General features: G+C 70.2%; 17 protein-coding genes. 3 read left to right on the plus strand and 14 right to left on the minus strand.

The window, feature by feature from the left end; all coding sequences use genetic code 11:
• Nucleotides 1-14 precede the first annotated feature (14 nt).
• Entirely contained in the window at nt 15-1505 is a 1491-nt protein-coding gene (locus ACFYU0_RS19340) for a hypothetical protein (RefSeq protein WP_389302643.1), read from the minus strand.
• Between the two features lie 61 nt (nt 1506-1566).
• On the opposite strand from ACFYU0_RS19340, the gene ACFYU0_RS19345 reads away from it, so the two are divergent.
• On the plus strand, nt 1567-2436 hold the full coding sequence (locus ACFYU0_RS19345) for an endonuclease/exonuclease/phosphatase family protein (RefSeq protein ID WP_389302646.1): 870 nt from the start codon (nt 1567-1569) through the stop codon (nt 2434-2436).
• 166 nt (nt 2437-2602) lie between these two features.
• Here the strand turns inward: ACFYU0_RS19345 and ACFYU0_RS19350 are convergent, their stop codons facing one another.
• A complete protein-coding gene (locus ACFYU0_RS19350) occupies nt 2603-6586 on the minus strand; it encodes a CDP-glycerol glycerophosphotransferase family protein (protein ID WP_389302648.1) in 3984 nt (1327 codons plus the stop codon).
• Between the two features lie 401 nt (nt 6587-6987).
• Between ACFYU0_RS19350 and ACFYU0_RS19355 the strand changes: the two genes are divergently transcribed.
• Nucleotides 6988-8079 carry an LCP family protein gene (locus tag ACFYU0_RS19355; RefSeq protein ID WP_389302650.1) on the plus strand — a complete coding sequence of 364 codons (1092 nt, stop codon included), beginning with the start codon at nt 6988-6990 and terminating at the stop codon, nt 8077-8079.
• 54 nt (nt 8080-8133) lie between these two features.
• Here the strand turns inward: ACFYU0_RS19355 and ACFYU0_RS19360 are convergent, their stop codons facing one another.
• A complete protein-coding gene (locus ACFYU0_RS19360) occupies nt 8134-9186 on the minus strand; it encodes a hypothetical protein (RefSeq protein WP_389302653.1) in 1053 nt (350 codons plus the stop codon).
• Nucleotides 9187-9424: 238 nt separating this feature from the next.
• Here ACFYU0_RS19360 and ACFYU0_RS19365 point away from each other — a divergent pair, with 238 nt between their 5' ends.
• The gene (locus ACFYU0_RS19365; RefSeq protein WP_351666764.1) at nt 9425-9802 is read left to right on the plus strand and encodes an NTP pyrophosphohydrolase; all 378 of its coding nucleotides are present in this window, start codon (nt 9425-9427) and stop codon (nt 9800-9802) included.
• A 132-nt stretch (nt 9803-9934) separates the two neighbouring features.
• Here ACFYU0_RS19365 and ACFYU0_RS19370 read toward each other — a convergent pair whose 3' ends face one another.
• From ACFYU0_RS19370 to ngcE, 11 genes are all read right to left on the minus strand, one after another.
• Nucleotides 9935-10222 carry a hypothetical protein gene (locus ACFYU0_RS19370; protein WP_389302656.1) on the minus strand — a complete coding sequence of 96 codons (288 nt, stop codon included), beginning with the start codon at nt 10220-10222 and terminating at the stop codon, nt 9935-9937.
• A gap of 81 nt (nt 10223-10303) precedes the next feature.
• Nucleotides 10304-12043, minus strand: a complete 1740-nt coding sequence (locus ACFYU0_RS19375; protein ID WP_389302810.1) for an ArnT family glycosyltransferase — start codon at nt 12041-12043, stop codon at nt 10304-10306.
• Nucleotides 12044-12124: 81 nt separating this feature from the next.
• Nucleotides 12125-13648, minus strand: coding sequence for an amino acid permease (locus ACFYU0_RS19380; protein WP_389302659.1), 1524 nt, complete (start codon nt 13646-13648; stop codon nt 12125-12127).
• A 141-nt stretch (nt 13649-13789) separates the two neighbouring features.
• The gene (gene dxs / locus ACFYU0_RS19385; RefSeq protein WP_351666758.1) at nt 13790-15718 is read right to left on the minus strand and encodes a 1-deoxy-D-xylulose-5-phosphate synthase; all 1929 of its coding nucleotides are present in this window, start codon (nt 15716-15718) and stop codon (nt 13790-13792) included.
• A 125-nt stretch (nt 15719-15843) separates the two neighbouring features.
• Nucleotides 15844-17157 carry a sugar ABC transporter permease gene (locus tag ACFYU0_RS19390; RefSeq protein ID WP_351666756.1) on the minus strand — a complete coding sequence of 438 codons (1314 nt, stop codon included), beginning with the start codon at nt 17155-17157 and terminating at the stop codon, nt 15844-15846.
• Complete coding sequence (locus tag ACFYU0_RS19395; RefSeq protein WP_174266236.1) at nt 17154-17945, minus strand: ATP-binding cassette domain-containing protein; 792 nt, start codon at nt 17943-17945, stop codon at nt 17154-17156. The genes ACFYU0_RS19390 and ACFYU0_RS19395 overlap by 4 nt, the downstream gene beginning before the upstream one ends.
• A gap of 192 nt (nt 17946-18137) precedes the next feature.
• Complete coding sequence (locus ACFYU0_RS19400) at nt 18138-19241, minus strand: substrate-binding domain-containing protein (RefSeq protein WP_351666847.1); 1104 nt, start codon at nt 19239-19241, stop codon at nt 18138-18140.
• A gap of 133 nt (nt 19242-19374) precedes the next feature.
• Nucleotides 19375-20586, minus strand: a complete 1212-nt coding sequence (locus tag ACFYU0_RS19405; RefSeq protein WP_351666754.1) for an ROK family transcriptional regulator — start codon at nt 20584-20586, stop codon at nt 19375-19377.
• Nucleotides 20587-21156: 570 nt separating this feature from the next.
• Nucleotides 21157-22080, minus strand: a complete 924-nt coding sequence (locus tag ACFYU0_RS19410; RefSeq protein WP_351666752.1) for a carbohydrate ABC transporter permease — start codon at nt 22078-22080, stop codon at nt 21157-21159.
• A 4-nt stretch (nt 22081-22084) separates the two neighbouring features.
• Nucleotides 22085-23011 carry a sugar ABC transporter permease gene (locus ACFYU0_RS19415; protein WP_351666750.1) on the minus strand — a complete coding sequence of 309 codons (927 nt, stop codon included), beginning with the start codon at nt 23009-23011 and terminating at the stop codon, nt 22085-22087.
• 60 nt (nt 23012-23071) lie between these two features.
• Nucleotides 23072-24517: an N-acetylglucosamine/diacetylchitobiose ABC transporter substrate-binding protein gene (gene ngcE, locus ACFYU0_RS19420; protein ID WP_389302664.1), complete on the minus strand. Its 1446-nt coding sequence runs from the start codon at nt 24515-24517 to the stop codon at nt 23072-23074.
• Between the last annotated feature and the right edge of the window lie 314 nt (nt 24518-24831).

Genomic DNA, 24831 nt, shown 5'->3' on the forward strand with positions numbered 1-24831 from the left:
GAAGCCTGGCGGTCTCAGTAACCGACGGGCGCCGCGCCCGCGGTGGCGTTGGTGACGGCGAAGACGACGGCTGTCGCCGGGGACTCGGCTCCCGCCGCGTCGGCCGCGTACACCTCGACGGTGTGCACGCCCTCGGCCCACAGCCAGCCCGGCTCCCAGGTCCAGTCGCCGTCCGGAGCGACCGCGCACGCGGCGAGGAAGACCCCGTTCTCCTTGAAACCGACGTGGGCGGCGCCCACGGCGACGCCCTGGAAGCCGACTTCGGAACCGGACAGCCGGCCGTACGCCTGCGGACGCCTCACCAGCGGTGCGGAGAGTTCACCGGAGACCGCCGCGGCCGGATACGGGGCGTCCGGCGCCGGGACCTGCGCCACGGCGTGCTCGGAGACGGTGAACCGCACGTCGGTTCGCTCGGACTGGTATCCGTTCGGGTCGACGGCGAACATGCGCACCAGGTGCTCGCCCGTGCTCCACGGCGTGTCCCGCACCCACGTCCAGCCGCCGTCCGGGGCCACGGGCGCCGACGCCAGGTACTTGCCGTTCTCCCAGATGCTCACCCGGACCGCGCCGGGCGCGTGGCCGGTGAAGCGGGCGCCCGTGACGGGCAGCAGGTTGTGCGCGGCGGGCGCGGTCACGACCGGAGCGGCGAACGAACTCTGCACCACCGACGTGGACTTGATGAAGGAGTCGATGCCCGAACGGTCGGCGTCGGGCTCCTCGTAGCCGTGCCGTGCGACGCCGAGGCGCGGGGCGATGCCCTCGACCAGCAGGTAGGCGATTCCCAGCAGCGGGGGCGTGTTGCGCTGGGTCACCTTCCCGTGGTCCGTGATGAACGGGGACTCGCTGTAGATGAAGTTGAAGTTCTCGTAGCGCTGCAGCAGGCCGAGGAAGGGCTCCACCTGGCTGCTGTACTGCTCGTCCTGCGGCGAGGACACCAGGTAGATGTTCGCCTCCGGGTTGGCTCCCGAGGCCAGCAGGTCGGGCAGGACCGCGTCGAGGGTGCGGACGTCGTCGGGCGCCATCCCCTCGCCCAGCATGTGCCGGCCCGTGTCCGGGTAGACGTCGCGCACGAAGGTGCCGATCGCGAGCTGGGGGACGCTGGCGACGATGTTGCGGAAGCCGTATCGCAGCCCGAAGTACAGCGCCGCGCTGCCGCCCTTCGAGCTGCCCCACAGCGTGACGTCGCCGGGGGTGAGGCCGAGGGCGTCGACGACCCTGGAGATGAGTCCGATCACGGACCTCTCGACCGCGAAATCCATGTTCTCGCAGAGGTAGTAGGTGTTCCCGCCGTCGAACCGGTCCCGGATCCAGAGGATGTTGGAGCGCAGGTTGTCCAGGATGCCGGTGGCCCAGCCGTAGTCGTCCGGGGCGAAGATGTTGGCGAAGACGACCATCAGGTGCCGGTTGCCGTTCCTCGCGTGGGAGAAGCGGTACTCGACCGGCCGGCCACCGGAGGCGTCGATCCCGTGGATCGTCTGACGGCTCTTCCTGGGTGCTTCAGGCATGGTGCGGTTCCACTCTGGTCGGGCGGTTCGGCGTCGGGTGCCGATCGGCGATGATGGCGTGATGCTTCGAAGTCGAGGGCGCCGGGCCGTGGCCGCGGCAGCCGCCCTGCTGGGACTCGCGACCGCGGTGCTCGTGGCACAGTCGTCGGGACCCACCCGCTCCCCCGCCCCGCGCCGCTCGCTGACGGTGGCGACCTGGAACATGTGCGGCGTCCGGCAGTGGAACTGCGCGGACACCGGGAGCCCGGCCGTGAAGCAGCGTGAGCTGCGGCGCCTCGCCACCCGGGCCGGAGCCCGGGTGATCTTCCTCCAGGAGGCGTGCGCCGGCGATGTCGAGGCCGTGCGCGGGGCGCTCGGCACGTCCTGGCACACGGCGTTCCGGCCCTATGGCGAGGCTGACCGGGTCGGCCGAGTCGGCACGGTGCCCTGCGCCGGCGCCGGGCAGGGTTCCGCCGGCATCGCCATCCTCGCGGCGTACCCGCTGTCCTCCGTCACGCGGGTGCCCTCGCAGCAGCCCACCGTGGGGCTGCGGCGCGGCATCCTGTGCGCCTCGGTAGCGGCGCACCGGGTCCGCCTGTGCACCGCCCATCTCAGTCCGGCGGGCAGCGACCGGGCGCATCCCGGCTGGGAGTTCCGCGACGATCAGCTCAAGGCCCTGGTGGCGGCGGTTCCCGCACGGCGCACGGTGTACGGCGGCGATCTGAACGTGAATCCGCCGGGCGACGGCAACTCCGCCTCGTGGGTGTGGCCGTCCGCGCCGTACGACGTCCACCAGGAGTGCGACGGGTCCCCCGACTCCGCCCGCAGCACCCACGTCTCCGGACACAAACTGGACTACCTGTTCACCGGCCTGCCCAGGGTCCGCTGCACCGTGCGCGACACCGGCGCCTCCGACCACTTCGCGCTCGTCATGCGCGTAGGGACGGACTGAACGGACGGCACCGGCGGGGCGCCTGGGCCGCGGCGGCTGGACGCGGGTGACGGCGAGCGGCCCGGGGGTGCTCGTGCGCGGCGCGCTCATGGCGCGTCGCGGCCGTCCGGCCCGGGCGGACGCGGCCGCCGAACGCGCCGGTCGCGCCCGGGACGGGTCCCGGGCGTCACACGACCACGTCCTCGACGGCCCTGCCCTCGGACACCTGCGCCTGCGCAGGCGTCGTGAAGGGCATGTACCGCTGCATCGCGGCAGGCGCCTGGGCGTGCGGCTGCTGGACGGCGTCGAAGTCACCGGCCCACCCGGCGCCCGTCTGCGCGGCCGCCGGGTCGTACTCCTGCGCCTGCGGCACACCGCCCGTCACCCCGTGTCCGTGATGCGAGGACTGGCCGGGAATCACGTTCATCAGCCCTGCTTCGGCCGGGGTCCCGGCCGGGCCGGGCCGGGGGGCGAACCACTGCTGGGAGTTCCAGTGGAGTGGGGTGAGGGGCCGTCCCGCGTGCGTGTTGTCCACCGTGCCGACGGCAGGTGCTCGGGCGGCCTCGGGGGCGAGGTCACCGCCCGCGACCAGCATCCGGTCGGCGAGCCGCGCGGACGCGTAGCCGTCGTCGAGGTCGCAGAACTCGCTCTGGAACCAGCGGTAGCGCTCGGCGTACTCCTCGTGGATCCGGTCGATCTCGCGGATCGAGGTCACGAGATCCTCGGAGGTGTGCACCAGAGGACCGGGAGCGCTGTTCTGGAAGTCGAAGTAGAAACCGCGCAGGGTGTCGCGGTAGTGGTGAAGGTCGTAGGTGAAGAAGAGGATCGGGCGCCCGGTGTTGACGTAGTCGAACATCAGCGACGAGTAGTCCGTGATCATGACGTCGGTGATCAGGGACAGGTCGGCCATGTCCGGGTAGTCCGAGACGTCGAAGACGAAGCCGTCGCCGGCTCCCGGCACCGGGTCGACGACGTTGGGGTGACGCCGGACCAGGAGGACGTGGTCGGCGCCGAGCCGGGCGCGGGCGTCCGCGAGGTCGATGCGGAAGTCGAGCTTGTACTTGCCGGGGGCGTAGAACTGGTCGTCGCGCCAGGTCGGTGCGTACATCACGACGCGCTTGCCCTCGGGAAGGCCGATGCGCCGGCGGATCTCCCGCTCTCGCTGCTCCATGCCGGGCAGCCGCAGGATGTCGTTGCGCGGATATCCGCACTCCACCATCTCGCCGGGGAAGCCGAAGGCGCGCTTGAGGATCGGCGTGGAGAAGCTGTTGGGCGACACCAGCATGTCCCAGTTCTGCACCTCCTTCTCCACTCGCTCCAGATAGCGCTGGTCGGCGAAGTGGATGGCCTCGATGTCGTGGCCGATCTTCTTCAGCGGGGTGCCGTGCCAGGTCTGCACGACGACCTGGCCCTCGCGCTTCTGGAACCAGTCGGGCAGGTGGTTGTTGACGACGACGTACTGGCTGGTGGCCAGCGCCTCGTACCACTCGGGGGACCACATGCGCACCGGTGTCGCCGTGGGCGGTACCTGGACCTGGTCGTCCCGGACGACGAACAGGTGCTCGAGGTCGACGCCCCGCCGCACCAGTTCCTCGTGCAGGGCACGGGGGCTGTCCGAGTACTGGGTGCCCTTGAACGCGTCGAGGAGGATCGCCGGACGCACCTTCTTGCGGCGTGCCGCGGGGTAGGTCTTGGTGCGCAGCAGCTTCTGGCGGTACGGGCCCCGGGCGTCGTCGGGCATGGCCGAGTGGACGAGGAGGGAGAGCCTGTCGTACGCCTCCGCCTCGAGTTCGTACCGGCGCTCGCTCGCCTCGTACTCCTGCGGGAAGGACTCGATGCGGTCCTGCTCGATCTTCACCATCAGGTCTTCGAGCCGGTCCTCACGGGCCACCGCCGAGAGGTCCTGGCGACGCAGGAAGAAGTCCCAGCGGCCGGCCGCGAGGGGGATGTCGCCGGCGAGCGTGCGCATGGCCGCGGGGGTGAGCACCGCGTGGAACTCGTTGCCGTTCCAGGCGAGCGGAACAGGGCGTTCCGCCCCGTGGGCGCGCGAACGCACCACGAGGTGGGCGTCGTGGTATTCCTGCGCGGTGAGCCGGTCGGCGGCCAGATAGCGGCCGCTGATCTCCAGCGAGCCGTCCTCGCGCCAGGCGACGTCCGTCGCGGTGGGCAGGGTCGCCCGCTCGAAGAGCACGAGGTAGCCCGAACCGTTGCGGTGGACCACGATCTCCCGGTCGCCCTCGCGGGTCTGGAGCGACGCGGGCATCCGGTAGTGCCCGTCGGCCGTCTCCTGGGCCATGACCGGATACATCGTCATCTTGCGGCCCTCGACGTGGAAGGTGGTCTTCCAGCCGTTGCTGCCCATGCTCCAGGACTTGGGGATCTGCCCGTCCGCCTGGGCGTCCGACCGGAACCCGGGCACCAGGACGCGCAGCGGGAGACGGGCGCTGAAGGTGCACCAGCCCTCGCCGCCGGGGGTGAAGTGCACCCGGGCGTCGTGGCGCCCCGCCCCGCTCATGCTGGTGACCCGGAGCTTGCCCCACTCGGGGACCTTGGGGCCGAGGTAGACGCCGCGCAGCTCCAGCTGGTCGCCGTGGACGCGGTGGCCGGTGATGCGGCAGCGCACGATCTCCACGCGTAGCTTGAGCTTGCCCTGCAGGAACAGCGGAAGTATCCGGGTGTTCTTGTCGACATACCGGTACGGCGGGTTCGCGGCGGTTCCCGCGCCGCCGCGGCCGATGCCCCGGTAGCGGAACAGACCGCGGCTGAGGACGCCGGCGGCGACGTCCCAGGTCCCCTCGACCCACTCCCCCTTGCGCTTGAGCCGGGTGGTGTCGATACGCGCCTCGAAGCCCGCCCAGTCGTAGCAGTAACGATTCTGGTTGGAGCGTTCCGTGGCCTGCGGCGCATAGGTGGTCCTGGCCGTGGTCACCACCATCCGGCCCTGCTTCTTGTTCCGCAGGGCGATGGCCTTGACCGACATGTGCTTCTTGTGGACGTTGATGAACCGGACGTACGCGGCGCCCGTGAGGGTGAGCTGGTGGCCGTTGCCGCTCCAGTGCGCGCCGCTCAGCGACCCGTGCAGCGAGAATTCCTTGTCCAGCCGGTAGGCCTTCTTGTCCAGCCCGACCTCGCGGTCCCCCAGGAAGGGGTAGTTGAGGTAGCGGCGGACCCGCCGCTGGACCGGCATCGGGCCGCCCTTGCGCTCGAAGTGCACGACCTCCAGCAGCTCGGGCAGCCGCCGGGCGCGCACCAGGAGCCACTTGACGCGGGCGTCCGCCGGCAGCTCGTCGATGATGGTGAGGTCGGCCTCGTCCAGGAAGGCGTTGGCCCACTCCATGAAGGCCTGCTGGTACTCCTCGTCGGCGTCGGGCAGCACCTTGAGGTGGAGCATGAGGTCCGACTTGAGGCAGGCGAGGTCGTACTTGCGCTTGCTGCCCTCGAAGTCCCCGTTGCTTTCGTCGCCGAGGAACCGGCTCACCGACTGCACCGCCGCGACACGGTCCCGCAGGTTCGACAGCTCGGTGTGGCGCTGGGTGATGGACGGGGCGCCGCCGGCGTCACGGCGGCGCCAGAAGTAGACGACGTCCGTGATGACGTCGACCTTGGCGGCGCGGAAGTGGGCGTACATGTTGACCCACGAGTCCTCGTAGAGGACGCCTTCGGGGAATTCGATGGAGTGGCGGTCCCAGAAGGAGCGCCGGAACATCTTGTTCCAGACCGTGCGGTCGTAGATCAGCGCGTCGTGCTTCGTGATGTGGGTGCCGCGCCGGTTCTTCTCCATCGGGCCCTTGTGGAGCGGCGACTGCCACTTGCTCGTGGAGTTCATCATCTGCACGTTGCCGGAGACGAAGTCGGAACCGGACTCCTCGACGGTGCGGATCAGCAGCTCGTAGGCGTACTCGGGGATGACGTCGTCGCCGTCGGCGAAGGCGAGGTACTCGCCGCGCGGGTGCATGCACCGCAGACCGACGTTGCGGGCGTGGCCCGGGCCGTGCGCGTGCTGCCGGACCAGCCGGAAGCGCCGGTCGGCCGCACAGAAATCGGCCGCGATCCGGACGGATCCGTCGGTGGAGCCGTCGTCGACGAGGATCACCTCGAAGTCACGGAACGACTGCCGGGCGATCGACTCGAGACATTCGGCCAGGTAGAGCTCGACATCCTGAAAGGGCACCACGACACTCAGGCGCGGATGATCCGCCAACTCGTTCTCCTACCCACACATTTCGCCCGCCAGGACATCAAAAGGTCCCGCTCGAACGCCCACCCCTCAAAGCGGTGACGCCCGGCGGCCCCCTTGCCGACGACGCATCACCAGCACCCGTGAACACGACAGAACCCCCTCCATCTTTGTTCACAGATGAACCACATCTTATGTGACTCTTACCCGTGGTCAAGACTTGTTCATGTGCCATGCATCTCAGGCCCGCCCCCTGGTCACCCGCGCCCTGAAGGCCTTGTGCGCGGCGCCTATAGTGCTCCCACTGCACCGACAGCATCAGCGGGCCGGCCTTCCCCCCACCCGGGCCCCGATCCTCCGCATCGCGGAGCCCGTGAGGAGAGGAACCGAAGGCGATGACGCACAGCGCCACCACCGAGCCCCGCCCCGACGGCCAGACCCCGGCGAGCGGCGGGCGGCGTCGGCCGCAGCGCGGCAGGAGACGCTGGGGCCGTATCGTCCTGCTGTCCCTCCTCGTCCTGGTGCTGGCGGCCGGCGGCATCGGCTACTGGCTCTACAGCGACCTCGACGACAACATCAAGGGCGTCGACATCGACAAGGCGATCGGTGACGACCGGCCCGAGAAGCTGCCCACCTCCGGACAGAACATCCTGATACTGGGCTCCGATTCGCGCGCCGGCGCCAACGCCGCGGTGGGCGCGGGCAACGTCTCGGGCGCCCGCTCCGACACCGCGCTGGTGATGCACATACCCGAGGGCCGCACCAGGGCCGTCGCCGTCAGCATCCCCCGCGACACCCTGGTGACCCGGCCCGAGTGCACCAAGTCGGACGGCTCCACGGTCGCGTCCGCGCAGCGTGTGATGTTCAACTCCATCTACTCGCAGGTGGGTCCGGCCTGCGTGGTCAAGACCGTGGAACGGATATCCGGGGTCCGCATGGACCACTACGTCGAGGTCGACTTCGCCGGTTTCAAGGGACTGGTGGACGCGATAGGCGGAGTGACCGTCACCGTCGACCAGGACATCCACGACTCCTCCAGCGGCCTGAACCTGACCGCCGGCACGCATCGGCTCGACGGCACGCAGGCGCTCCAGTTCGTCCGTACCCGGCACGGCATCGGAGACGGCAGCGACCTCGGCCGCATCGGTCTGCAGCAGCAGTTCATGCTCGCCCTGCTCTCCGAGATCAAGAAGCAGGACCTGCTGGGCAGCCCCACCAAGACCTACAAGATCGCTGACGAGCTCACCACCGCGCTCACCACCGACTCCGACCTCGCCTCCCTCACCAAGCTGGCGGACTTCGGCCGCAGCCTGAACGGCGTCGACCCGTCCACCATGGAGACGATCATGCTCCCGGTGGCCTACGACAAGGCCGACCCCAACCGCGTCGTGGCGGCGCAGCCGCAGGCGAGTCAGCTGTGGAAGGCGATCCGCTCGGACGCCGTCATCCCCGAGTCCGCGAAGAAGTCCCCCGCGACGGGCGGCTGACCCCGTGCCGCCGGCCGGCCGCCCCATGCGAGGGCGGCCGGCGCCGACGGCGGGTCAGAGCGACTGCCAGCGGCCGAGGGAGAGGCCGGCGCCGTCGTCCTGACGGGCCACCTTGGGCACGCCGTCGGGGCCGATGAGCGCCATGACCACGCGTCCCCGGCCGTCCCTCGCGAGCGCGGGACCGCCCTGGCAGGACTCGGGCAGCGCGTACCACCAGAAGCCGTCCTCCTCCTTCTCGGTGCCGCCCATGCCCAGTACGGCCGAGCCGTCGGTGCCGCGGTAGGCGAGAACTAGGCAGTCGTAACCGTCCAGCGGGGCGCGCAGCGCCGCGTACGGCCGTTCGGCCGGCGACCCGCCGAGCATGTTGGGCCAGCCGCCGATCCGCCAGGCCGCGGCGCCGCCGCTGTCGGCGTCCGTCCAGAAGAAGGTGGCCCGGTCGAGCCCGGTCCCGGCGGCGGCGAGCGTCCCGGGCGCGGCGCGCAGTGAGAATCCGCGCGGCCCGACGAAGTCGCCGCCCGGAGCGGCCTGACGCCAGATCAGCAGGCCCGTCTCCGCCGCGGCGCAGACCTCCACTCGCCCGTCCTCCAGGGCGACCGCCGCGGGCGCGGCGTCGATGCCGCCGCCCCGCAGGTCCTCCCACGCCCGCCACTTCCCGTTCGGCGCCTCGCGGCGCAGCATCAGTCCGCCGTGCGCGCCGCGCACGAAGACGTGCACCGTGCCGTCCGCCGCGACGGCTCCGACCGGACGGCCGAGTTCCCCGTCCGGCTTCGGAGCGCCGAGCGAACGCCAGTCGCTGAAGGCGAGACCGGTCTGGTACTGGATGGCGTGGACGACGTCGACGCTTCGCGCACCGTCGGTTCCGGCACGCTCCCGGCGGCCGAAGAAGTGGACATAGCCGTTGGCGCCCTGCGCCACGGTCAGCTCGGTGACACCCGGGGCCTCGACGAAGTGCGGGCCGCTCCACACGGGGCCGCCGACCGTGGTCTCCGTCCAGCGCAGAAGCCCGCCGTCCGTGGGTGCGTAGAGCGTGAGCCGGCCGTCCTTGCCCAGCGTGAGCCAGTTGCCATGGGCGGCACCGGACGCGAACCGCTCCTGCCCCTCCCGCAAGCGCCCGCCCGGACGGGCGGCATCCACGGGGCCTGCCGGCCTTCTCCGCATGGCCTCGTGCACCTTCCTCAAGCCCGCCGCATCACGGACACGGGAACCCTGAAACTCGACACATCATATGTCGCTCGCGCACCTGTTCCCCAGCGCCCTCCGGCATCGCGTGCGGGCGGCGACGCCGATCCCTCCCGTGACAGACTGAACCGGTTACGAACGCGACGAAACCAAGGCTGTCGGCGACATGACGGACACGACGGACGACCCCCTGCTGCTGATCGTCGACGGCGCGAACGTCGTCGGTTCGCGGCCGGACGGGTGGTGGCGGGACCGCCGGGGGGCCGCCGGGCGGCTGCGGGACCGGCTGGCCGCCGAGGGGCTGCCGGGGCACGACGGCGCGGTCGAGATCGTGCTCGTGGTCGAGGGCGCGGCGCGCGGGGTGGAGTCGGTGCCGGGGGTGCGGGTGGAGTCGGCGCCCGGCAGCGGGGACGACCGGATCGTCGAGCTGGCCGCGGAGCACTCCGGCCGGCGCCGCCTCGTGGTCACCGCCGACCGCGAGCTGCGGCGCCGGGTGAGCGAGCTGGGCGCGGAGGTGACCGGGCCGCGCGCGGTGCTGGGCTGAGGTCCGGGTCGCGCCCGCCGCCGCTCGGGGACGGACGGCGCCGCCCCGGTCGGCGGCGCTCCCCGCAGGGCAGGGCGCCTGCCCCGGTGGGCGGCGCCCGGTCGGGGCGGCGCGCCGGGCCCGTGGGCGCCGTCAGACCGAGAACGCCGCCATCAGGAAGAAGAAGCCGGCCAGGCCGACGAAGCCGAGGAGCGTTCCGGTCACGGCGGGCCACATGCGGCCGGTGCCCTGGCGGGCGTAGTGGATGCCCGCGAGGCCGAAGGTGACGGCGAGGGCGCCGGCCAGCCACGACCACGGCATCAGGGCGAGCATGAGGCCGGGCCAGAGGCCGGGGGCGGCGATGATCCCGAGGACGAGCGCGGTGGGGCCGAGGGCGACGGCGGGTGTGTCACCGGGGTCCGGCGTGATCGGCGCAGACATGTGATCCCCCTGATTTGAACGTGTTCAAATGGTCGTCCCGAGCATAGCAGGAGGGGTCGGCGCCGGTCGGGTCAACTCCCCTCAGACGCCGGGGATCCGGGCGTAGAGCACCGCCCCGTCGACCCGGCCCACCTCCTCGTACCGCCCTTCCAGCAGCCGGCGCAGGCTGGGGACCCGCTCCGGGCGGTACGGCTTGCCGCGGGAGTCGTCGACCACCAGAGCCGGGGCACGCGCCGCCATCTCCGCACGGAAGACGGGCCAGGCGCCCGCGATCGCGTACCGCTCGCCGACCCGGGGGCCGTCACGGCCGCCGCTGTAGTTGGTGAGCAGGCCCGCGGTGAGGTAGCGGCTGGCCGGGGTGCGGTCCGCCAGCCAGTACGTCTCGGGGTGTATGCCCCACACCAGGACCCGGTCGGCCGGTGTCGTGCGGTGGGCGAGGGCGGTGGCGAGGCGCTGGGTGTGGGCGAGTTCGGCACGCGGGGCGAGCAGGCCCCAGGTGAGGAACAGGGCGCAGCAGCCGGCGGAGGTGAGGACGGCGGACGTCAGGTGTGCGCGGGGCAGGAGTTGGAGGGCCGCCGTGGCCAGCAGGGCGGCGGGGGGCAGAAGTTGCAGGTAGTAGTGCCCGAAGAAGTGGAAGCCGAGGACGACCGCGCCGGCCGACGAGGCCAGCCAGAGCCACAGGTCGGCCCCCATGGCTCGCACGGCTCCCATGACCCGGGGCATGCGGGCAACTCCGGGGGCGCCGACGGCTCCAGCAGCTCCGGGGGCGCAGGCCGCGCCAGCGGCTCCAGCAGCTCCGGCGACTCCGGGGGCACAGGCGGCTCCGGCGGGGCGGCCTGCTCGCAGCACCCGCACCACCGGCGGGATCAAGCCCGCGCAGGCCACGGCCAGGATCGCGGTGTTGGCCAGCCCCCGGCCGAGGACGAGCAGTTCCGAGCCGGTGAAGGAGGCGTACGTGGCTGATCCCGTGACCGTCCAGAACAGGAACCCGGCGGGGTCGGTGGCGAGGGCGACGCACGCGACGGGAAGCGCGAAACCGGCCGCCAGCCGCACGGCCCCACCCCGCACAGAACCACGCCCCCGCACGGCCTCACTCCCCGCAGGGCCACGCCCCCGCAGGCCCCCACTGCCCACAGAACCACGCACGCCCCCAACGCCCACACAACCACGCCCCCGCACGCCCCCCGCTCGCGCCGCACCCCCCGGCTCCTCCCCCGCTCGCGCCCCGCCCCGCCGCCAGAGCAGCCAGACCACGGGCAGCAGGACCGCGCCGCCCGTCTGCTTGGTGAGGAAGGCGCAGGCGACTGCGGTGCCGGCCGTGCCCCAGCGGCCGCGGTCCGCGCACCACAGGGCGGCCGCGGTGCCGGGCAGTATGAACACCTCGAAGGTGGCGGCCTGCGCGTCCTCGGGGTTGAGTCCGACCGACACCAGCAGGTAGAGCACCCCGGCGGTGCGCCCCGCGGTGTCGCCCCAGCGGCGCCGGGCCACGGAGGCCAGCAGGGCCGCGGTGAGCAGTTGCGCGGCGACCGCCAGGACCCGCAGCGGGGTGAGCGAGCCGTGACCGCAGAGCGCGAAGGCGGCCTCGTACAGCCAGGGCAGCAGCGGGGGCTTGCGGTCCACGACCGTCTCGTACAGCCGGCCGCCGTGCGCGAGGAGGCCCGCCTGGACGGCCAGATACCCCTCGTCGGGGTTCCACAGCGGGCGGGCGAAGGACGGCATCCGGGTGACGCAGGCGAGCGCCGCCAGGGCGGGCAGCAGCCTTATCCAGTACGCCGTCCGGGTGAGCGCGGGCCGTGCGGAGGTGGACTGGGCGGCGAGCATGGGCGGCACGGACAGCACGTTATCCGGCCCCGCAGTTCCGGCGAAGCGGAACATACGGGGCCGAGGGGAACTACCGGGTGCTTACTGCTTCTTTCCGGGCGGAGCCCCGGGCACCTCGCCCGCCGGGGCGTTCTCCCGCAGGGCGAGGATGCTGTGCTTGCGGCCGTAGAGGAGGTAGACCGCGATGCCGACGACCATCCAGATCGCGAAGCGGAGCCAGGTCTCGGCGGGCAGGTTGAGCATCAGCCACAGCGTGGCGCACACGGACACGATCGGGACCACCGGGACCCAGGGGGTGCGGAACGCGCGGGGCAGGTCCGGGCGTGTCTTGCGCAGGATGATGACGCTGATCGCGACGACGACGAACGCGAACAGCGTGCCGATGTTCACCAGTTCCGCCAGCTCGCTCAGGCTGGTGAACCCGGCCACGATCGCGATGATCACGCCGAGCAGGATGGTCGGCCGGTGCGGGGTCTTGAAGCGCGGGTGGACGCGGGAGAAGAAGCGCGGCAGGAGGCCGTCACGGCTCATCGCGAAGAACACCCGGGTCTGGCCGAGCAGCAGGATCATGCACACGGTCGTCAGGCCGACGGCGGCGCCGAAGCTGATGACGCCCGCGTACCAGGGGTGCCCGACGGCCTTGAAGGCGTCGGCGAGCGGGGCCTCGACCGACAGGCGGGTGTACTTCTCCATGCCGGTGACGACGACGGACACCGCCACGTAGAGCACGGTGCAGATGATCAGCGAGCCGAGGATGCCGCGCGGCATGTCCCGCTGCGGATTGCGGGTCTCCTCGGCGGCCGTGGCGACGATGTCGAAGCCGATGAACGCGAAGAACACCACCGAGGCGGCGGTGAAGATGCCCATGACGCCGAAGTTGGCGGGCGCCCAGCCGATCATGAGCTGGATGAGCGGGGCCTTGAGACTGCCGCCCGCGGGCACCGGCTCGGCGGGCGGGATGAACGGCTTGTAGTTCTGGCCGTGGACGAAGAAGGCGCCGGCGATGATCACGATGAGGACGACGGCCACCTTGATGGCGACCACGATCGAGGTGATCCGGGCGGACAGCTTCATGCCGAGCACGAGGATGCCGGTGAGCACCAGGACGAGCGCGGCGGCGAGGATGTCGAAGCCGAACCCGGTGGCCCCGTCCCGGCCGGCCAGGTAGTCCGGCAGGTGCCAGCCCGCGTTGTCGAGCAGCGAGCGGATGTAGCCCGACCAGCCGACGGCCACCACCGCCGTTCCGAGGGCGAACTCCAGGACGAGGTCCCAGCCGATGATCCAGGCGGGCAGTTCGCCGAGGGAGGCGTACGAGAACGTGTACGCGGAGCCGGCCACGGGGACCGTGGAGGCGAACTCGGCGTAGCAGAGCGCGGCGAGCGCGCAGACGACGCCGGCCGCGACGAAGGCCAGGGACACCGCCGGGCCGGCGTTGTTCTTGGCCACCTGTCCGGTGAGGACGAAGATACCGGTGCCGATGATGACACCCACGCCGAAGACGGTCAGGTCGAGGGCGGAGAGGGACTTCTTGAGGGAGTGCTCGGGTTCCTCGGTGTCCCGGATGGACTGTTCGACGTTCTTCGTCCTGAAGAGCGCGCTGCTCACGTGCCTACCTCCCACGCTTGTCGTCCTCGACATGATCGAGAGGGCCGGGTGTGCGTATGCCCGGCACAGGCAGGTTCACGCAGAAGGGCCGGTTCCGCCACCGGGGGGAGTGGCGGAACCGGCCCGTGGGGGCGCTTGCCCCTAGTCGCGCGCGGGCTCGACGGAGTCGACCTCTGCCGCCGTACGGTCGAACCGGCCGTCCAGTCTGGAGACCAGACCGGTGACCTGGCGGGCGATGTCGGGTGCGGTCAGCCCGATCTCGGCCATGACCTCGGCGCGGGAGGCGTGGTCGAGGAAGCGCGGCGGGATGCCGAAGTCGCGCAGCGGCACGTCCACGCCGGCGTCGCGCAGGGCCTGGGCGATCGCGGAGCCGACGCCGCCGACGCGGCTGTTGTCCTCGACGGTGACGACGACCCGGTGCCGCTCGGCGAGCGGGGCCATGGCCTCGTCGACGGGCTTGACCCAGCGCGGGTCGACCACGGTGGTGGAGATGCCCTGCCGCTCGAGCAGGCCGGCGATCTCCAGGCACATCGGCGCGAGGGCGCCCACCGAGACCAGCAGCACGTCCGGGCGGTCGGTGCCGGGCTCGCGCAGCACGTCCATGCCTCCGACCCGGCCCACGGCGGGTACGGCGGGGCCGACGGCGCCCTTGGAGAAGCGGACCACGGTCGGCGCGTCCTCGACGGCCACGGCCTCGCGGAGCTGGGCGCGCACCTGGTCGGCGTCGCGCGGGGCGGCCAGCCGCAGGCCCGGCACGACCTGCAGGATCGACATGTCCCACATGCCGTTGTGGGAGGCGCCGTCGGTGCCGGTGACGCCGGCCCGGTCCAGGACGAAGGTCACCCCGCACTTGTGCAGGGCCACGTCCATCAGGACCTGGTCGAAGGCGCGGTTGAGGAAGGTGGCGTAGACGGCGAAGACCGGGTGGACGCCGGCGTGCGCCAGGCCCGCCGCCGACACGGCTCCGTGCTGCTCGGCGATGCCGACGTCGTAGACCCGCTCGGGGAAGCGCTTGGCGAACCGGTCGAGGCCGACCGGCTGGAGCATGGCCGCGGTGATGGCGACGACGTCCTCGCGCTCCTCGCCCAGCTTGACCATCTCGTCGCCGAAGACGGAGGTCCAGTCGGCGCCGGAGCTGGCGATCGGCAGGCCGGTGTCGGGGTGGATCTTGCCCACGGCGTGGAAGCGGTCGGCCTCGTCCTGCAGCGCGGGCTGGTAGCCGCGGCCCTTCTCGGTCAGGCAGTGCACGATGACGGGGCCGCCGAACCGCTTGGCCCGGGCCAGAGCCGACTCCAGGGCCTCGATGTCGTGGCCGTCGATCGGGCCGACGTACTTCAGGCCCAGGTCCTCGAACATGCCCTGCGGGGCGATGAAGTCCTTCAGCCCCTTCTTGGCGCCGTGCAGGGTCTCGTACAGCGGCTTGCCCACGACCGGGGTGCGGTCGAGGATCTCTTTGGTCCGGGTCAGGAAGCGCTCGTAGCCGTCGGTCGTGCGCAGGGTCGCCAGGTGGTTGGCGAGGCCGCCGATGGTCGGGGCGTAGGAGCGCTCGTTGTCGTTGACGACGATGACCAGCGGGCGGTCCTTGGCCTCGGCGATGTTGTTCAGCGCCTCCCAGGCCATGCCGCCGGTCAGCGCCCCGTCACCGATGACGGCGACGACGTGGCTGTCCCGCTTCCTGAGCTGGTTGGCCTTGGCGATGCCGTCCGCCCAGCCGAGCACCGTGGAGGCGTGGCTGTTCTCGATGACGTCGTGCTCGGACTCGGCCTGCGAGGGGTAGCCGGACAGGCCGCCCTTCATCTTCAGCCGGGAGAAGTCCTGTCGGCCGGTGAGCAGCTTGTGGACGTAGGACTGGTGTCCGGTGTCCCACAGGACCTTGTCCTTCGGGGAGTGGAAGACGCGGTGCAGGGCGATGGTGAGCTCGACCACGCCCAGGTTGGGGCCCAGGTGGCCGCCGGTCTTGGAAACGGCGTCGACGAGGAAGGTCCGGATCTCCTCTGCCAGCTGGTCCAGCTCCTCCGGGCTGAGCCGGTCCAGATCGCGCGGTCCCCTGATGCGGGTCAGCAGCGGCACCCGTGCCTCCTTGCAGTAGAGCTGATCGAGCTGTTGCCGGGCTTGTCGAGTCTAATGTTCCGGGTTTGCGGGACACGACAGTGCCCGGCACCTTCCGGTGCCGGGCACTGGTTCGACCCGGGACGCTACGCGCGACCCGCGGTCTTCTGCGTCTTGCGCGTGACGGAGTCGATGACCACGGTGGTCAGCAGCACCGCCGCGGTGATCATGTACTTCACCGGCTCGGCGATGGACTCCAGCTGGAGACCGTACTGGATGGACACGATCACCAGCACGCCCAGCAGGGCGTTCCAGGTGCGGCCGCGGCCACCGAAGAGCGAGGTGCCGCCGATGACGGCCGCGGCGATCGCGTTCATCAGCAGGTCGCCGGTGCCGGCGCTCTGGTTGGCGGAGGCGATCTTGGAGGCCAGGAACAGACCGCCGATGGCGGCGAAGCCGCCGGAGATGCCGAACACGGAGATCCGCACCGCGGTGACGTTGATGCCCGCACGCCGGGAGGCCTCGACGCTGCCGCCGAGCGCGAAGATCTTGCGGCCGTAGGAGGTGCGGCGCAGCAGGAAGTCGGTGCCGACCAGGAAGGCGAGGAAGATCACCGTGGCCAGCGGCAGGCCCTTGTACTGGTTGTACATGTACGCCGCGGCGAAGGAGACCACGGCCAGCAGGACGGTGCGCAGGACCGTGTCGCTGAGCGGCCGGGACGGGACGCCCGCGGCCTCGCGGCGCCGGTTGCCGAGGAAGGAGCTGACGAAGAACAGCACGACCACGACGAGGGCCAGGCCGTAGGCGGCGGCCAGGTCGGTGAAGGTGTACGTGGTCAGCTTGCCGATCAGGCCGTCGCTGTCGAGGTTGATCGTGCCGTCCTCGCCCAGCACCTTCAGCATGAAGCCCAGCCAGAACAGCAGACCGGCCAGGGTGACGGCGAAGGCGGGGGCGCCGAGCACCGCGAAGAAGAAGCCGTGCAGCGCGCCGATGGCGGCGCCGGCGGCGATGGCGACCAGGACGGCCACCCACTCGGGCCAGCCCTGGTTGACCGTGAGGACGGCCGCGAGGGCGCTGGCCGCGCCGCTGACCGAGCCGACCGACAGGTCGATCTCGCCGAGCAGCAGCACGAAGACGATGCCGACGGAGATCATGCCCGTGCCGACCATCGTGACCGTGATGTTGCTGATGTTCTGCGCGGAGAGGAACTCGGAGTTCAGGACCTGGAAGATGATGCAGATGACCGCGAGGCCCAGGATCACCGGGAGGGAGCCCAGCTCACCGGCCTTCATCTTCCGCTTGAACTCGGTCCAGTAGCCGAGCAGGCCCTGCTCGCGCACCAGCAGCCGGGGGTCGACCGCGGTGACGGCGGCGGAGGCGGCCTCGGGGTTCACGACGGGCGCGTCCTTGCCGGACTCGGGCGTCTTGTCGACGTTCGCGGAGGTCTTGTCGACGCTCACTTGGAAACCTCCCCGTTCGTGCGCGCCGCACGGCGGGTCACGGCGTTGTCGGTGGCGCCGGTGATGGCGGAGATGATCTCCTCCTGCGAGGTCGTCTTGACCTCGAAGACGCCGTTGTTGCGGCCGAGGCGCAGGACGGCGACCTTGTCCGCCACCGCCTTCACGTCCGCCATGTTGTGGCTGATGAGGATGACGGCGTGACCGCGCTCGCGCAGGCGCTCCACGAGGTCGAGGACCTGGGCGGTCTGCTCGACGCCGAGGGCGGCGGTGGGCTCGTCGAGGATGACCAGCTTGGGGTCACCGAGCATCGAACGGGCGATGGCCACGGTCTGGCGCTGACCGCCGGAGAGCGAGGCGATCGGGATACGGACGCTGGGGATGCGGATCGACAGCGTGGTGAGCAGCTCGCGGGCGCGGCGCTCCATCTCGACCTCGTCCAGGACGCCGAACTTCTTCAGCTCGCGGCCGAGGAAGAGGTTGCCGACGACGTCGATGTTGTCGCACAGCGCGAGGTCCTGGTAGACCGTCGCGATGCCCAGGGCCTGGGCGTCGTGCGGGCGGCTGATCGACACGGGCTTGCCGTCCCACTCGATGGCGCCCTCGTCGATGGGGTGCACGCCGGCGATCGTCTTGACCAGCGTGGACTTTCCGGCGCCGTTGTCGCCCACCAGGGCGACCACCTCACCGGCGTGGACCTCAAGCTCTACGTCGGTGAGCGCCTGAACGGCACCGAACCGCTTGGAGACCCCGCGCAACGCCAGCACGGGCGTAGCGGACACGTGAACCATCTCCTTCGCCGCCTGACCCGGCGGGAGGTTGTGCAGAAAGGTTTGGGGGGTAAGTTCCGTCCGGCGCCCCGCGCCGAGCTTGCGGGGCTGCGTGAATACGCGGGGCACCGGAGGAGCCTGGGAGCACCCGGTCCGGCCCGGTACCGGCGTTCTGGACCGAACGCCGGTACCGGGGACGGGATGTGGTGCTGCTTACTTCAGGCCGAGCTTGTCGCAGGCGGACTTGTACTTGCCCGTGCAGATGTCGGCGACGGTGTAGACGCCGTCCTTGATGACGGTGTCGTTGATGTTGTCCTTGGTCAGCGCGGTGACCGGGACGAGCACCGAGGGGACGTCCTTGGCGGAGCCGGAGGAGACCTTGTCCTTGGCGACGGAGTCCAGGCTCTCGCCCTTGGCGAGGGCGACGGCCATCTCGGCGGCGGCCTCGGCCTCGGGGGCGTACGGCTTGTAGACGCTCATGTACTGCTCACCGGAGACGATGCGCTGCACACCGGCCAGCTCGGCGTCCTGGCCGGTGACCGGCACGGAGATGCCCGCGGCCTTCAGAGCGGTGATGATACCGCCGGCCATGCCGTCGTTGGCGGAGTAGACACCCGCGATCTTGCCCTTGCCGACCGAGGAGATCGCCGCCTCCATCTCGGAGTTGGCGTTGTCCGGCGACCACTCCTTGGTGTCGTACTCCTTGGCGATGGTGACCTTGCCGTCGAGGACGGAGTGCGCGCCCTTCTTGAACTGGGCGGCGTTCGGGTCGGTGACCGAGCCGTTGACCATGACGATCTTGGAGGACTTGGTGGCCTTGCCGCCCAGCGCCTTCAGCAGGGCCTCGCCCTGGGTCTTGCCGACCTCCTCGTTGTCGAACGAGGTGTAGGCGCTGATCGGGCCCTCGGCGAGACGGTCGTACGCCACGACCTTGATGCCGGCGTCCTTGGCCTTCTGGACCGAGTTCTGGATCGCCTTGGCGTCCACCGCGTCCAGGATCAGCACGTCCACCTTGTTGGTGATCATGGTGTCGACCTGCTGGGCCTGCAGGTTCGCGTCCTGGCGGGCGTTGTTGTACTGGATCTCCGCCTTGTTGTTCGTCAGCTCCTGGATCTTCTTGGTGATCAGGGGCTTGTCGAACTTCTCGTAGCGGGCGGTCTTGTTCTCCGGAAGCAGGAGACCGACCTTGATGTCGTCGCCCTTCTTGGCGGACGACGCCGAAGAGCTGTCGTCTCCCTTGGACTCCTTGGCACTGCCACAGGCGGCCAGCGAGACGGCCATCGCACCAGCGGCAACGGCAACGGCGGCACGACGCATACGCGTGTTCACTCTGTAAACCTCCCTGACGAGGCCGCGTCGTTGCGGCCGAGGTGGCTGGAAGTCAACTCGGCCACACGTGCGACGTCAAGAAGTAAATCCTTAACGAGATGGCAACGGTGCCATCCGTTCTCTAAGTGAAGGCAGGGGTGGCCGCCGCGAGCGTGCCTGCGACAGACCCGTCCAGAAGGGTCGAATCGCCCATCTCGCTGAGCGCGAGAGCGAGCGCTCCGAGCACCTCCGCACGGCCCCCAAGTGCCCCGGGAAGAACGGACAGTTGACGCGCCGCGCTGGGGATCGCATAGCGGCCGACGGACTCCCTGATGGGCCCGAGAACGAGCTCTCCGGCCTCGGCGAGATCACCACCGAGGACCACCCGGCTCGGGTTCAGCAGATTGCAGAGATTGGCCACTCCACTGCCGATGTGGCGGCCGACGTCGGCGATCACCCGACGACAGCCCGGGTCTCCGTCCCTGGCCAGCCGCACGACGCCTTCCATGGTCAGATCGGTGCCGTGGCTGGGCTGGAGCAGCGGAAGCACGTAGCGCGCGGCCGTGAACGTCTCCAGGCAGCCACGGTTCCCGCATCGGCAGACCGGGCCGGATTCGTCGAGTGTAATATGTCCGATTTCCCCAGCCGTGCCGCCCGGGCCGCGATAGATCTTCCCGTTGATCACGAGACCGGCGCCGACACCGCTGGCGACCTTGATGTACGCCAGGTCGCGCACGCCCTTGCCGCTGCCCCAGACCAGCTCGCCGAGCGCGCCGAGGTTGGCGTCGTTGTCCACGTGCACGGGCACGCCGAGCCGCTCGCGCAGCTCCTCGGCGGGCTTGGTGCCGGTCCAGCCGGGCAGGATCGCGGTGGACCCCAGGGTGCCCGACTCCACGTCGATCGGGCCGGGCACGCCGAGCCCCACGCCGGCCACCTTGGTCCGGTCCACGCCGGTGGCCGCGATCAGGCGGTTGACCAGCTCCTCGGCCCGGTCGAAGCCCTGCGCGGAGGAGGCGTCCACGTCCAGCGGCTCGGACTCCTCGGCGAGCACCTGGTGCGCGAGGTTCCCGATGGCGACGCGCAGGTGCGTGTGCCCGAAGTCCACGCCGATCACGATGCCGGCGTCCCCGCTCAGCGAGACGCTGCGGGCCCGCCGCCCGCCCGCGGACGTGGGCGTGACCTCGACGGTTCCGCCGTCCTTCAGCTCCCGCACGATGTTGGAGACGGTCGCGGCGGACAGGCCGGTCGTCCGTGCGATCTCCGCCTGCGTGAGCGACCCGGCAAGCCGTACCGCCCGCACGACCCGCTCCAGGTTGGCTCGGTGCAGCGACGACTGCGACCCCGGAGTCTCCATCGACCCATCCACTCCCGCCATCGGCCGGGCGGCCCCAGTGCCGCCCGTGGCCCAGGTCACATCTGCGGAACCGGGCCACTTACAAGTTGTGAACTCCAAGCTCGGCTGTACGGGTTACATCAGTCAAGTCCTTGACGGAAATCGCTCTCGCTTTCACCGTTCCGCCCAGGACACCCGGGGGACATGTACAGGCCACCCCCGAGCAGGGCGGCAGGGCGCCCCGGCGGGTGCTCCGGGAGGGGGCCGGAGAGCGCGGCGCGGGGGTGGGGGCGGCTCCCCCGCACCGTTCAGCCGCGGAATGCGGGGACCCGGCCCGTGACGTGCGCGTGACCCGGGGTGACGCCGGGGCCCAGGGATCATCGTGCGAATCGCGAGTGCGAACGGAACCGTGCGGCGAGCGCGCTGGGACGACCGTGCGCCGGGTACGGCGAGCGCGGCGCCGGGGCCCCGGGGACGGCACGGTGCGCCGGGACGGACGGAGGGCGCCGGGGCCCCGGAGGCGGCCACGAACGCGGAACAGGCCCGGGCCGCCCCCGCGGGGGACGCCCGGGCCCGTCCGCGGGCGGGCCGCTACTTCAGGGCGCCCGCCGTCAGTCCCGCCACCACCTGGCGCTGGAAGACGATGTACGCCGCCAGGACCGGCAGCATCGCCATCACCAGGCCGGCGAAGAGGCCGGACCAGTCGCCCTTGTATCCCTGGCTGACCGCGAGCTGGACCAGCCCCTGGGTGAGGACGCGCTTGTCGGGGTCGGTGTTGAGGACCGTGGGAAGCATGTACTGGTTCCACTGGCCGAGGAAGTTGAAGATGCCGACGCTGATCAGGCCCGGCTTGGCCATCGGCAGCATGATCTGGAAGAACGTGCGCGTGTGCGAGGCGCCGTCGACGAACGCCGCTTCCGCCACCGACGTGGGCAGGGTGCGGAAGAAGGCGGTCAGGAAGAAGACCGTGAACGGCAACGAGTACGCGATGTAGACCAGGATCAGGCCGTGGATCGTGTTCAGCAGGCCCATGTTGTTCACCACGTAGAACAGCGGGACCAGCGCCAGCATGATCGGGAAGCTCATGCCGCCGATGAACAGGAAGTAGATGAAGCGGTTGCCGGGGAAGTCGAAGCGGGCCAGGACGTAGGCGGCCATGGAGCCGAGCACCAGGGTGCCGACGAGCGAGCCGCCGACCACCAGGACCGTGTTCAGGAAGTAGTCGCTCATGTTGGCCTGGGTCCAGGCCCTCGACCAGTTGTCGAAGTGCAGCCGGTCCGGCAGCGACCAGGGCGAGCCGAAGATGGAGGCGTCGTCCTTGAAGGACGTCATCACCGCCCACAGCAGCGGCAGGACCACCATGATCGCCCACAGGACCAGCATGCCGTGGGAGAAGACGTTGAGGACGGAGCCCTCCTTCTTCTCCACGGCCGGCCGCGCCGGCGCCACGTCGACCTTCGAGACGGTCGCGCCGGACTCCGCCGGCAGCGGTGCGGGGGTCTCGGTCGTCTTCATCGCTTCAGTACTCCAGCCGCTCGCGACGGCCCAGCCGCATCACGACCGCCGCGAAGGCGAGCGTGACCACGAGGAGGGCGACGCCGATGGTGGTGGCGTAGGCGGCCTGACCGTCCCGGAACGCCTTCTGGTACACGTACAGGACCATCACGGTGGTCGAGTAGTCCGGGCCGCCCGGTCCGGTCGTCATGATCTGGACGACCGCGAAGGACTCGGCGCCCAGCGCGAGGATGCCCATGTAGACCCAGCCGGACTGCACGGTGTCCCACAGCAGCGGCAGGGTGATGCGGAAGAACGTGGTGAAGCGGCTCGCCCCGTCGAGCAGGGCCGCCTCGTACATCTCGGACGGGATCGACGCCATGCCGGCCGAGAAGAGCACCACGAAGAAGCCGACCGTGGACCACACCAGCACGGCCATCACGCACCACAGGGCGAGGTTCGGGTCGCCCAGCCACAGGGGCTGGACGCCGTCGAGGCCGATTCCGCGCAGGAACGAGTTGATGGCGCCGCTGTCCGGGTTGTAGGCGAAGGCGAACAGCAGCGCGACGATCGCGATCGACAGCACCTGCGGGAAGAAGTAGACGATTTTGTAGAACCCGGAGCCGCGGACTCCGGAAATCACCGGACCGCCCCTCCGGCGCCGTCCGCCCACATTGATCATGAAGGCGAAGAACAGCGCGAGACCGATCGTCACCAGCGGCAGGACCAGCGCGAAGAGCAGACTGTGCTGCAACGACTTCCAGAAGATGTCGTCGTCGAACATCCTCCGGTAGTTGTCGAAGCCGACCATCTTGAATTCGGGACTCAGTCCGGTCCAGTCCGTGAACGAATAGTAGATGGACTGGATGAAGGGCCATACGACGAAAAGCGCGTAGAGCCCGAGGGGTGCCGCGAGGAACCCCACGATGAACCGGTACTTGCCGTGCTGCATTACTGCCGACCCCGATCTCCGGTCAGGTGCTGCCGCTGGTGACGAACCCTCACTTCGGGTCTACTGGTGCTTGTAGTGCTTGATCGACGTGTCCTTCGCGGCCTCGTCGGCGAAGCCCTGGATCTTCTTGATGGCCTCCGCCGGGGTGAGGCGGCCGGCCATCATCTCGCCGAGCCCGGACACACCGATCTTCTCCTTCTGGAGCTGCACGTACCAGTCCTGCAGCCGGGGATTCACCACGTTGGCTCCGGCCTTGTCCAGCGCCGCCACGCCCGACTTCAGGCCGGGGGTGAGGGTGATGCCGTCGGTGCCGCCGTTGAAGGCGGTCAGCGACTTCACCTTGGCGGTGAAGTTCTTCGAGGAGGCCTCGGAGAGCATGATGCGCAGCTGCTCCATGCCGCCCTCGGAGTTCGCCGCCTTGGCCGGCACGACGAAGGGCTCGCCGCCGGACGCCCAGATGGTGCCGAACGGCATCTTGTCGGAGCCGTCGAGGCCGGTGGGCGCGGAGACGGCGAGGTTGAAGTCGGAGGGGATGACGTTGGCCGACTCGTTCTCCACCCAGGAGCCGTTCGGGATGAACAGCGCCTTGCCCTTGGCCCACGCCGTCTGCGACTGGATGTGGTCCAGGCCCGGGGTGCCCTTGAGGACGTAGCCCTTCTTGTAGAGCTCGTAGTAGGCCTCGAAGCAGGCCTTGACGGCCGGGTGCTTCCAGGCGTTCGGCTCCAGGTTGTCGATGGCGTCCAGCACCTCGCGGCCGCCGACCTTGCCGATCATCGGGTACAGCGAGAACGGGAGGTAGTACGGGTACTTGCCCGCGTACGTCCAGCCCGCCATGCCCTTCTTCTTGGCCTTCTCGCAGACCTTGAGCATCTCGTCCCAGGTCTCCGGGTACTTCTCGTCGAGCGAGTCCAGGGCCTTCTGCGAGTACCAGACGCCGTACACCGTGTAGGCGTAGTACAGGATCCAGACCTTGTCGCCGTCGAACTGGCCCATCTCGACGATGCCCGGCCGCAGCGTGTCGCGGACCTTCTTGCCCGGGTCGTCGAAGGACGGCGCGTCCAGCAGCGGGGTGAGGTCCGCGAGCTGGTTCTTGCCGACGAGCACACCCATGTCCATCTGCTCGGCGCCGGAGTTGTCGATGAGGTCCGGCGGGTTGCCCTGGTTGAACCGGGGCTGCAGGGTGGACTGGATCTTCTGGGTGGCGGAGAACTTCACCGTGGCCTTGGGGAAGTCCTTCTGGTAGATCTTCACCGCGTCCTGGGCGTACTCCTTGCCGAAGCCGCCGTCGAAGAGGACGAACTCCATCTTCGCGCCGTCGTTGACGCCGAGCGGGTTCTTCGCGGTCTTCTTGCCGGCCTTCGCCTTGTCCTGTCCGTCGCCGCCGCTGCTCGCGCAGGCGGACAGCAGGCCCATTCCGGGGGCCGCGACCAGTCCGAGCGCCGCGGAACGCTTGATCAGATCGCGGCGGCCGACGCCCTCGCCACCGTGGTGCGCAGTGGATCCCATGCTCAAGTCCTCGCCTTCTCCAGGACTCAGGCGGTGAACCGGATCCTCCCCGGCACCGCTGTCGGGTAGTGCAGGGTCATGCGGGAAACGTCGACAGGTATAGTCCACTTCCCGCCAGCGGAGCAAGATCGAATGCAAGGTTCGCGATGGGTCTTTTCCGACTTGAGACCTCGCGGAAATATGAGGCGCCGGTGGGCGCCGTGCTGGAAAAAGTCGCGACATAAGACCCTGAATGCCACGCTCAACACCCTTGACATCACCGGCCACTTGGCCACCTACTGGTTCCTGCGCATCGAGCTGACAACGTTGTCCGG

The organism is Streptomyces sp. NPDC003720 (assembly GCF_042875075.1).
Taxonomy (GTDB): Bacteria; Actinomycetota; Actinomycetes; order Streptomycetales; family Streptomycetaceae; genus Streptomyces.

Coding starts and splice junctions, on each gene's coding strand:
- ACFYU0_RS19415 (WP_351666750.1), bottom strand. CDS start 23,011: ATGCAGCACGGCAAGTACCGGTTCATCGTGGGGTTCCTCGCGGCACCC.
- ngcE (WP_389302664.1), bottom strand. CDS start 24,517: ATGGGATCCACTGCGCACCACGGTGGCGAGGGCGTCGGCCGCCGCGAT.
- ACFYU0_RS19365 (WP_351666764.1), top strand. CDS start 9,425: ATGACGGACACGACGGACGACCCCCTGCTGCTGATCGTCGACGGCGCG.
- ACFYU0_RS19345 (WP_389302646.1), top strand. CDS start 1,567: ATGCTTCGAAGTCGAGGGCGCCGGGCCGTGGCCGCGGCAGCCGCCCTG.
- ACFYU0_RS19395 (WP_174266236.1), bottom strand. CDS start 17,945: ATGGTTCACGTGTCCGCTACGCCCGTGCTGGCGTTGCGCGGGGTCTCC.
- ACFYU0_RS19340 (WP_389302643.1), bottom strand. CDS start 1,505: ATGCCTGAAGCACCCAGGAAGAGCCGTCAGACGATCCACGGGATCGAC.
- ACFYU0_RS19370 (WP_389302656.1), bottom strand. CDS start 10,222: ATGTCTGCGCCGATCACGCCGGACCCCGGTGACACACCCGCCGTCGCC.
- ACFYU0_RS19400 (WP_351666847.1), bottom strand. CDS start 19,241: ATGCGTCGTGCCGCCGTTGCCGTTGCCGCTGGTGCGATGGCCGTCTCG.
- ACFYU0_RS19355 (WP_389302650.1), top strand. CDS start 6,988: ATGACGCACAGCGCCACCACCGAGCCCCGCCCCGACGGCCAGACCCCG.
- ACFYU0_RS19375 (WP_389302810.1), bottom strand. CDS start 12,043: ATGCTCGCCGCCCAGTCCACCTCCGCACGGCCCGCGCTCACCCGGACG.
- ACFYU0_RS19410 (WP_351666752.1), bottom strand. CDS start 22,080: ATGAAGACGACCGAGACCCCCGCACCGCTGCCGGCGGAGTCCGGCGCG.
- ACFYU0_RS19405 (WP_351666754.1), bottom strand. CDS start 20,586: ATGGAGACTCCGGGGTCGCAGTCGTCGCTGCACCGAGCCAACCTGGAG.